The sequence below is a fragment of the Streptomyces sp. 6N223 genome (assembly GCF_052246635.1).
Taxonomy (GTDB): domain Bacteria; phylum Actinomycetota; class Actinomycetes; order Streptomycetales; family Streptomycetaceae; genus Streptomyces.
Window position 1 is genome coordinate 1 of record NZ_JBQQCA010000102.1, and the last position, 9,316, is coordinate 9,316.

Annotated in this window: 9 protein-coding genes; 6 read left to right on the forward strand and 3 right to left on the reverse strand. The window is 72.1% G+C overall.

Features of this window, described 5'->3' with window-relative positions:
* Positions 1-60: 60 nt before the first annotated feature.
* Together dusB and ACTWQH_RS32165 are read right to left on the reverse strand one after the other, a co-directional pair.
* On the reverse strand, positions 61-1,134 hold the full coding sequence (gene dusB, locus ACTWQH_RS32160; RefSeq protein ID WP_443290357.1) for a tRNA dihydrouridine synthase DusB: 1,074 nt from the start codon (positions 1,132-1,134) through the stop codon (positions 61-63).
* A gap of 86 nt (positions 1,135-1,220) precedes the next feature.
* Positions 1,221-2,096, reverse strand: a complete 876-nt coding sequence (locus ACTWQH_RS32165; RefSeq protein WP_443290349.1) for a helix-turn-helix transcriptional regulator — start codon at positions 2,094-2,096, stop codon at positions 1,221-1,223.
* Between the two features lie 101 nt (positions 2,097-2,197).
* Here ACTWQH_RS32165 and ACTWQH_RS32170 point away from each other — a divergent pair, with 101 nt between their 5' ends.
* On the forward strand, positions 2,198-3,709 hold the full coding sequence (locus ACTWQH_RS32170; protein WP_443290350.1) for an MFS transporter: 1,512 nt from the start codon (positions 2,198-2,200) through the stop codon (positions 3,707-3,709).
* 78 nt (positions 3,710-3,787) lie between these two features.
* Positions 3,788-4,369: a Uma2 family endonuclease gene (locus ACTWQH_RS32175; RefSeq protein WP_443290351.1), complete on the forward strand. Its 582-nt coding sequence runs from the start codon at positions 3,788-3,790 to the stop codon at positions 4,367-4,369.
* 49 nt (positions 4,370-4,418) lie between these two features.
* On the opposite strand, the gene ACTWQH_RS32180 is transcribed toward ACTWQH_RS32175, so the two are convergent.
* A complete protein-coding gene (locus ACTWQH_RS32180; RefSeq protein ID WP_443290352.1) occupies positions 4,419-5,801 on the reverse strand; it encodes a glycine--tRNA ligase in 1,383 nt (460 codons plus the stop codon).
* Between the two features lie 192 nt (positions 5,802-5,993).
* On the opposite strand from ACTWQH_RS32180, the gene ACTWQH_RS32185 reads away from it, so the two are divergent.
* The 4 genes from ACTWQH_RS32185 to ACTWQH_RS32200 all read left to right on the forward strand — a co-directional run bounded on the left by ACTWQH_RS32185 (position 5,994) and on the right by ACTWQH_RS32200 (position 9,271).
* Entirely contained in the window at positions 5,994-7,037 is a 1,044-nt protein-coding gene (locus tag ACTWQH_RS32185) for a metal ABC transporter substrate-binding protein (RefSeq protein ID WP_443290353.1), read from the forward strand.
* Between the two features lie 24 nt (positions 7,038-7,061).
* Positions 7,062-7,829, forward strand: coding sequence for a metal ABC transporter ATP-binding protein (locus ACTWQH_RS32190; RefSeq protein ID WP_443290354.1), 768 nt, complete (start codon positions 7,062-7,064; stop codon positions 7,827-7,829).
* Between the two features lie 16 nt (positions 7,830-7,845).
* On the forward strand, positions 7,846-8,712 hold the full coding sequence (locus tag ACTWQH_RS32195; RefSeq protein ID WP_443290355.1) for a metal ABC transporter permease: 867 nt from the start codon (positions 7,846-7,848) through the stop codon (positions 8,710-8,712).
* A gap of 148 nt (positions 8,713-8,860) precedes the next feature.
* Positions 8,861-9,271 carry a Fur family transcriptional regulator gene (locus ACTWQH_RS32200; protein ID WP_443290356.1) on the forward strand — a complete coding sequence of 137 codons (411 nt, stop codon included), beginning with the start codon at positions 8,861-8,863 and terminating at the stop codon, positions 9,269-9,271.
* The last annotated feature ends 45 nt before the right edge of the window (positions 9,272-9,316 follow it).

Here is a 9,316-nt window from a genome sequence, read left to right on the forward strand (position 1 = left end):
GGTTGAGCGTCGTCGTCAATCGCCCCCGAAAGGGGGCGGGTGGGCGGGGGGAAACCCCCGTCAGCCGCCCGAGGTGGCGAGTTCCGCGTCGGGGGCCAGCGCAGCCACGTCGCACGGGTCGTCGAGCCACCCCTCCGGCAGCGCGACGCGGTTCTTCCCGGACGTGCGCCCCCGCGGCCCCTCCGCGCCCACGGGCCAGGGCTGGTCCAGGTCCAGCTCCCCCAGCAGCGCGCGCAGCTCGTCCAGCGACGCGGCGACCGCCAGCCGCCCCCGGGAGGCCGAGCCGGCCGAGAAGCCCTTCAGGTACCACGCCACGTGCTTGCGGAAGTCGATGACGCCGCGCTCCTCGTCGTCCAGCCACTCCCCCAGCAGCCGCGCGTGCCGCACCATCACCTCCGCGACCTCCCGCAGCGTTGGCCGCGCGGGCGGGGATCCCGGCTCGTCGAAGGCCGCCACCAGGTCCGCGAAGAGCCACGGGCGTCCGAGGCAGCCACGGCCCACGACCACGCCGTCGCACCCCGTCTCCCGCATCATCCGCACCGCGTCGGCCGCCGACCAGATGTCGCCGTTGCCCAGCACCGGGATCTCCGGCACGGCCTCCTTCAGCCGCGCGATCGCCTCCCAGTCCGCCTGCCCGCCGTAGTGCTGCGCGGCGGTGCGGCCGTGGAGCGCGATCGCGCTCACGCCCTCCTCCACCGCGATCCGTCCGGCGTCGAGGTACGTCAGATGGTCCTCGTCGATGCCCTTGCGCATCTTCATCGTCACCGGCAGCCCGCCCGCGCCTCTCACGGCGGCGCGCAGGATCGCGCGCAGCAGCGGGCGCTTGTACGGCAGGGCCGAGCCGCCGCCGCGCCGGGTCACCTTCGGCACCGGGCAGCCGAAGTTGAGGTCGATGTGGTCGGCGAGGTCCTCCTCGGCGACCATGCGCGCGGCCCGCCCGACCGTGGCCGGGTCAACGCCGTAGAGCTGGATGGAACGCGGCTTCTCCCCGGCGTCGAAGTGGATCAGCCGCATGGTCTTGGCGTTGCGCTCCACCATCGCCCTGGTGGTGATCATCTCGCTGACGAACAGCCCACGCCCCCCGGAGAACTCCCGGCAGAGCGTGCGGAAGGCCGCGTTCGTGATCCCGGCCATGGGCGCGAGCACCACGGGCGGGTCCACGTCGAACGGGCCGATCCGCAGGGGCGGGGTCACGGGCTGGGTCACCCTGCCATTCTCCCTCACGCGCGCTCGCTGACGATCGCCAGCAGCTTCTCCAGCCGCTCCCGGCTCTCCTCGTCGGCGGGTGCGTACGCCACGAGCCGCGCGCCGACCTGCGGGGCCAGCCACAGCCGGGCGGGGCAGAGGTTCAGCAGACCGACGTGGGGGTTGCGGAACCGCTTGACCTTGCTCGCGAGGGTCTGGACGACCTCGTGCCGCTCCCACAGCTCGCGGAACTCGGGCGACTCGCGCTGGAGGCGTTTGACCGTGTGCTTCCAGGCGGGCTCGGCCACGTGCTCGGCCATGGCGGCGCGGTAGTTGGCCACCATCAGCCGCCTCGTCTCCTCCCGGTCCACCAGGCCCGCCTCCCACCCGGGGTTGGTGAAGGCCATCACCATGCAGTTGCGGTCCTCCGGCCGCACCTCGTCCAGGTCGCACAGCAGCGCCCCGTACGTGCGGTTGTAGGCGCGGATGTCGTACCGCGCGTTCTGGACGCAGGCGGGCATGGGCTCCAGCTGGCGCAGCATCGCGAGCACCGTGTCGGGGACGCCCGAGCAGGACGTGTCGGGCGCGGGGTCGGCCACGCCGGCGAGCGTGAAGAGGTGGCCCCGTTCGTTGGAGTCGAGCAGCAGCGCGCGGGCGATGGCGTCCACCACGCCCGCGGAGACGTGGATGTCCCTGGCCTGCTCCAGCCACGTGTACCAGGTGACGCCGACGGAGGCGAGCTGCGCGACCTCCTCGCGCCGCAGGCCCGGCGTGCGGCGGCGACGGCCGCGCGGCAGGCCGACGCGCTCGGGGGCGATGCGCTCCCGGCGGCTGCGCAGGAACGCGGCGAGCTCGCGGCGCCGGATGCGCGAGCCGTCGTGGGCGGCGGAGGGGGTCTGCGTCACTGCCATGCGCTCCAGGATGCCACCGGCCCAGCCCGTTGCCAGGTAGTGGTTATACCTGGATAAAGACAATCTGGTACCAGGCTATGTCCGGGGGCACCGTCGTAGCCATGGCTGACTCAACGGCTGAAGCAACGACGACTGACGCAACGGCGGGCGGCCCGGCCGCACCCGCCGGAACCACGACCACGCGAACGCCCGCGCCGCCCGCGCCGACGGCACCGACCGCGCTCGGCCCGCTGGGCCTGTTCACGGTCCTGCTGTGCATATCCCTCCTCATGATCGACGTCTTCGTCGTGAACGTCGCGCTGCCCACCATCGACCGCGACCTCAACGCCGGCCCGGCCCTGCTGGAGCTGGTGGTGGCCGGGTACGCCGTCGCCATCGCCCTGATGCTCGTGCTCGGCGGGCGGCTGGGCGACATGTTCGGCCGCCGGCGGCTGCTGCTGATCGGGGTCGCGGCGTTCGGGCTGTCCTCGCTCGCCTGCGGCCTGGCGCCCAACGCCTGGACCCTGGTCGCCGCCCGCGTCGTGCAGGGCGCGGCCGCCGCGCTGGTCCAGCCGCAGGTGCTGGGCACCATCCAGGCCGCCACCCACGGCCAGGCCCGCGCCCGCGCGCTGGGCCTCTACGGCGCCACGGCGGGTCTCGCGATGACCGCCGGGCAGATCCTCGGCGGGCTGCTCGTCGCCGCCGACATCGCGGGCAGCGGCTGGCGCGCGGTCTTCATGATCAACGTGCCGGTGGTGCTGGTGGCGCTGCTGCTGGTGGCCCGCACCATCCCCGAGACGCGCGCCGACCGGCCGGCCCCGATCGACCTGCCGGGCACCGCGCTGCTGGCGGTGGCGCTCTTCGCGCTGCTGCTGCCGCTGACCGAGGGCCGGGCGGCGGGCTGGCCGCTGTGGACGTGGGTGCTGCTGTCCGTGGTTCCGCTCGCGGGGGCGGCGTTCTTCGCGGTGGAACGCCGGGCCGAGAGGACCGGCTCCACCGTGCCGCTCGTGCCGCCGAGCCTGCTGAGGCTGTCCGGCATGCGGCGCGGCCTCCCCGTGCTGTCACTGAGCGTGGTGGGCTTCAGCGGCTTCATCTTCGTGATGGCGATCTCCTTCCAGCAGGGCCTGGGCTACGGCCCGATCCGGTCGGGCGTGGCTCTGGTGCCCTACGCCCTGGCGTTCTTCGTCGCCTCGCTGGCCGGACCGCGGATCAGCGCCCGGTTCGGGGCCCGCACGGTGACCTACGGCAGCCTCATCCAGGCGGCGGGCGTCGCGCTGCTGGCGGCGGCCGTGCTGCGGGACTGGTCCGGCCTGGGCCTGGCGGACCTCGCGCCGGGCCTGGTGGTGGCCGGGTTCGGGCAGGGGATGCAGCTGCCGCTGTTCATGCGGATCGTGCTGGCGGACGTGCCGCCGGAGCGGGCCGGGGTCGGCGGCGGCGTGATGGCGACCGTCCAGCAGTCGTCGATGGCGCTGGGGGTGGCGTTGCTGGGCGCGATCTTCCTGGGGGTGATCGACGCGGAGGGCGGCGGCATGCGGGACGCCCTGGCGTGGTCGTTGGGCATCCAGCTGGTGGCCGTGCTGGCCACGACGGCGCTGAGCCTGCACCTGCGGCTGCCGGGCGGTGCCCGAAGCTAGCCGGGCGAACTGTCAGTGGCCGCCCGTACACTGTGTGCTTACTGGATTACCTGCACCTGGAGGCGCATCATGACTGTGATGATCGAGCAACCGTCGATACGGCCCTCCGCACAGCCGACGAGCTTCGACAAGCTCACCGAGCTGCTGGAGCAGTTGAACGTGCCCGACGGATTCCGGGCGGAGATCATCAAGGGGGGCGTCTTCGTGTCACCGTGGTCCAAGGGCACCTACCGGCCAGTGGTCCGCAGCATCATCCGGCAGCTGACCGGCCACGAGCCCGAAGGGCACGTCATCGATGCGGCTCCGCACCTGTTCGTCTTCCCGGGACACTCCAGGAGTTACGGGCCGGACATTCACGTCTCCGACGAGCAGGCGACCTTGGTCGACGACATCCACCTGCCGGGCCACGCCCTGTCCCTGGCCGCCGAGCTGACCTCGACGGCCACGGCCGACATCGACCGCGGGGACAAGGTGGAGGTGTACGGGAAGGCGGGAGTCCCGGTGTATCTCCTGGTAGACATGCTCGACGCCAGCCTCACCGTCTACTCGTCCCCGGGCGAGGAGGGATACCGCAGGCGCACGCAGGTCTCGTTCGGCGAGACCGTGCACGTGCCGGAGCCGTTCGGCTGCGAGCTGGACACCTCCGACTGGAAGCACTGACCGGGCCTGCGGCCCGCCCGGGCATCCACACCGGGCGGGCCGCAACGCCTCAGCAGCCCACCAGGCGCGCCGCCAGGAAGGACTCGACCTGGTCCAGCGACACGCGCTCCTGCTTCATCGAGTCGCGCTCGCGCACCGTGACCGCGTTGTCCTCCAGCGTGTCGAAGTCGATCGTCACGCAGTACGGCGTGCCGATCTCGTCCTGGCGGCGGTAGCGGCGGCCGATGGCGCCGGCGTCGTCGAACTCGATGTTCCAGTGCTGGCGCAGCGCGCCCGCCAACTCCCTCGCCTTCGGCGAGAGCTGCGGGTTGCGCGAGAGCGGCAGCACCGCGACCTTGACCGGGGCAAGCCGGCGGTCCAGGCGCATGACCACGCGCTTTTCCATCTTGCCCTTGGCGTTGGGCGCCTCGTCCTCGCGGTAGGCGTCGAGCATGAACGCCAGCATGGTCCGGCCGACGCCCGCCGCCGGCTCGATGACGAACGGCGTCCACCGCTCGCCGGCCTCCTGGTCGTAGTAGCTCAGGTCCTGGCCGGACGCCTTGGAGTGGGCGTTGAGGTCGTAGTCCGTGCGGTTGGCGATGCCTTCCAGCTCGCCGAATTCGGAGCCCTGGAAGTTGAAGCGGTACTCGATGTCGACGGTGCGCTTGGAGTAGTGGGAGAGCTTCTCCTTCGGGTGCTCGTACCAGCGCATGTTCTCCTCGGACAGGCCGAGGTCGCGGTACCAGTTCCAGCGCTGCTCCATCCAGTACCCGTGCCAGCGCTCGTCCTCGCCCGGCTTGACGAAGAACTCCATCTCCATCTGCTCGAACTCCCGGGTGCGGAAGATGAAGTTGCCCGGGGTGATCTCGTTCCGGAAGGACTTGCCCATCTGCGCGATGCCGAACGGCGGCTTGCGGCGCGAGGTCTGCTGCACGGCGGCGAAGTTGGTGAAGATGCCCTGCGCGGTCTCCGGCCGCAGGTACGCCACCGAGGCGGAGTCCTGCGTCGGCCCCAGGTGGGTGGAGAGCAGGCCCGAGAACTGCTTGGGCTCGGTGAAGCCGCCCTTGTTGCCGCAGTTGGGGCAGTTGATGTCGGCCAGGCCGTTGGCGGGCAGGTGGCCGTGCTTCGCCTCGTACGCCTCCTCCAGGTGATCGGCCCGGAACCGCTTGTGGCAGGAGGTGCACTCGGTCAGCGGGTCGGTGAAGGTCGCCACGTGGCCGGAGGCCTGCCACACCTCGGTGGCGAGGATCACGGAGGAGTCGATGCCGACGACGTCGTCACGCGAGGTGACCACCGAGCGCCACCACTGGCGCTTGATGTTCTCCTTCAATTCCACGCCGAGCGGTCCGTAGTCCCAGGCGGCGCGCGTGCCGCCGTAGATCTCGCTGCTGGGGTAGACGAAGCCACGGCGCTTGCTGAGGCTGACGATGGTGTCGATCTTGTCGGCGGCCACGGTGCTCTCTTCGGGACGAAGGACGAGAAGGAATTGCCTCAGATTACCGGCGCCCGAGGGGGCAGCGGCAAATCCGTTCCGGCCGCATCCGGCCTGGCCGGTGTGGTGGGCGCCGACACGGGCGATCCGCAATGGCCGCCCGCGGTCGCCAGACCTCCCCACGTTTGACAATGGTTTCCATATCACTTGAAAATGGCTGTCATGACTGCACGACGCCGCCCCCGAATAGCCCGCCCCGCCTTGGCGGCCCTGGCCTCCTCGGCCACGGCCCTGGGCCTGATCGCCCTGACGGCCTGCGGCTCCGACGACGAGGGCGGCGGCGGATCCGACGACGGCACCCTCGACGTGATGGCCTCCTTCTACCCCATGGAGTTCCTGGCCGAACGGATCGGCGGGAACCACGTCTCGGTCACCTCCCTCACCGAGCCCGGCACCGAGCCGCACGACCTGGACATCTCGCCGCAGCAGCAGGCCGAGCTGACCGAGGCGGACTTCATCCTCTACCTGGAGGGGTTCCAGCCCGCCGTTGACGACGCCGTCGCGCAGTCCGGCGCCGAGAACGTCGCCGAGGCGTCCTCCTTCACCACGCTGGAGTCCCACGGCGACGACGTGGACGGCGACCACGCCGAGGACGGTCACGCCGAAGACGACGGGCACGCCGACGAGCACGCGGAGGAGGAGCACGCGGAGGAGGGCGACGGCCACGACCACTCCGGGCTCGACCCGCACGTGTGGCTCGACCCGGTGAAGTACGCCGAGATCGCCGAGGGCGTCGGCGCCGCCCTCGCCGAGGCCGACCCCGACAACGCCGCGGACTACGAGCGCAACGCCTCCGAGCTGGCCGACGAGCTGAACACCCTGGACCAGGAGTTCAGCGACGGCCTGGCCAACACCCGGACCGACACCTTCATCACCAGCCACGCCGCCTTCGGCTACCTCGCCGAGCGCTACGGGCTCCACGAGGAGGCCATCGCCGGCCTCGACCCCGAGTCCGAGCCCAGCGGCGAGCGCATGCGCGAGCTGCACGACGTGGCCGAGGAGGACAACGTCACCACCGTCTTCTTCGAGACACTCGTCAGCGACGAGACCGCCCGCACCCTCGCGGACGACCTGGGCCTGGAGACGGCCGTGCTCGACCCGGTCGAGGGAATCACCGACGACTCCGCCGGCGCTGACTACCTCGAGGTGATGCGTGCGAACCTCGAAGCACTGCGCCAGGCTCTCGGCGCGTCCTGACCCAAGCGAACGAGGAGCCCCGAGATGGAGCCCACCACGGAGCCCGTCATATCCATGACCGAGGTGACCGCCGAGCTCGGCGGCCGGTCGGTGCTGCGAGGCATCGACCTCGCCGTGCGGCCCGGCGAGGTGGCCGCCCTGCTCGGGCCCAACGGCTCGGGGAAGTCCACCGCCGTGCGCGCCGCCGTCCGCCAGGTCCCGCTCAGCGGCGGCGCGCTGACCCTCTTCGGCACCCCGGTGCGCCGCTTCCGCGACTGGCACCGCGTCGGATACGTGCCGCAGCGCTCCACCGCCGCGGGCGGCGTGCCCGCGACGGTCCGCGAGATCGTCTCCGCCGGGCGTTTGGCCCGGCGCGGCCTCAAGCCCCTCACCCGCGCCGACCGGGCCGCGGTCGGCCGCGCCCTGGAGCTGGTGGGCCTGGCCGACCGGGCCGGGGAGTCCGTCAACGCCCTCTCCGGCGGCCAGCACCAGCGGGTGCTGATCGCCCGCGCGCTCAGCGTCGAGCCGGAGCTGCTGATCATGGACGAGCCGCTCAGCGGCGTTGACATGCCCAGCCAGCGGGTGCTCGCCGACACGCTGCGCGCCGAGACCGAGCGCGGCACCGCCGTGCTGCTGGTGCTGCACGAACTCGGCCCGCTCCAGCCGCTGATCGACCGGGCGGTGATCCTCTCCGGCGGCCGCGTCGAGCGCACCGTGAGCCACCCCGCCCAGCTCCCCGACGCCCACCCCTGCCACCCGGACGACGAGCTGGCACCGGCCGCCGAGCCGAGGCTCCAGACCGGAATCCTTTAGGAGAGGAGGCGACGGCATGTTCGAGGTCCTGGACTACGCCTTCATGCAGCGCGCGCTGCTGGCCTCGCTGCTCATCGGCATGACCGCGCCCGCCGTCGGCGTCTACCTGGTGCAGCGGCGGCAGGCGCTCATGGGCGACGGCATCGGGCACGTGGCGCTCACCGGCGTCGCGCTCGGCTTCCTGATGAACACCAACCCGGTGTGGATGGCGGTCGTGGTCTCCGCCGTCGGCGCCGTCGCCATGGAGCTGCTGCGCTCCTCGGGCCGGGCGCGCGGCGACATCGCGCTGGCGATGATGTTCTACGGCGGCATGGCCGGCGGAGTCATGATCATCAACCTCGCGCCGAACGGCTCCACCGCCAACCTCACCACCTACCTGTGGGGCTCGGTGACCACGGTCTCCGAGGAGGACATCAACGCCATCCTGCTGCTGTCGGCGTTCGTGCTGGCGGTCTGCCTGGGGCTGCGCCGGCAGCTCTTCGCGGTCTGCCAGGACGAGGAGTTCGCCCGCGTCACCGGGCTGCCCGTCCGCGCCCTGAACCTGCTGCTGGCCGTCACCGCCGCCGCCACCGTCACCGTCGCGATGCGGGTGGTCGGGCTGCTGCTGGTCAGCGCGCTGATGGTGATCCCCGTCGTCGCCGCGCAGCAGGTCACGCGCGGTTTCGCCGTGACGCTGGCGCTGGCGGCGCTCATCGGCGTGCTCGTCTCGCTGGCCGGAACCACCACCTCGTACTACCAGGACGTACCGCCGGGTGCCACGATCGTGCTGATCGCTCTGGGCCTCTTCGTGGTGATCTCGCTGCTCGCCCTGCCGCTGGCACGCCGCCGCGTCGCGGCGGCCGAGCGGGAGGCGGCCACCGAGCCCGTGCGGGCGCGGGCGTGAGGCGCCGGCGCGGGCGCGGGCGCGGGCCGGACGGGGCCGGAACCGCGTACGGCCGGGTAGCCGCTACGCTGGCGAGGCAGGGCGACGAAGACGCAGCAGAGCCAGAGCCAGAGCCAGAGGCAGAGGCAGAGGCAGCAGGGAGGCACACGTGGGAACGGCAAGGCCACCCGTGCGCGGCCGCTCGACCCGCCAGCGGGCGGCGGTGGCGGCGGCGCTCGCCGAGGTGGACGAGTTCCGCAGCGCCCAGGAGCTGCACGACATGCTCAAGCACCGGGGTGACTCCGTCGGCCTGACGACGGTCTACCGCACCCTGCAGTCGCTGGCCGACGCCGGCGAGGTGGACGTCCTGCGCACCTCCGACGGCGAGGCCGTCTACCGCCGGTGCAGCACGGACGACCACCACCACCATCTCGTCTGCCGCTCCTGCGGCAAGGCCGTGGAGGTCGAGGGCCCGGCCGTCGAGCGCTGGGCCGACGCCATCGCCAAGGAGCACGGCTTCGTCGACATCGGCCACACGGTGGAGATCTTCGGCACGTGCGGAGACTGCGCCAAGGCGTGAGGGTTCCCCGCCCACCCGCCCCCCGGGGCTCCGCCCCCGGACCCC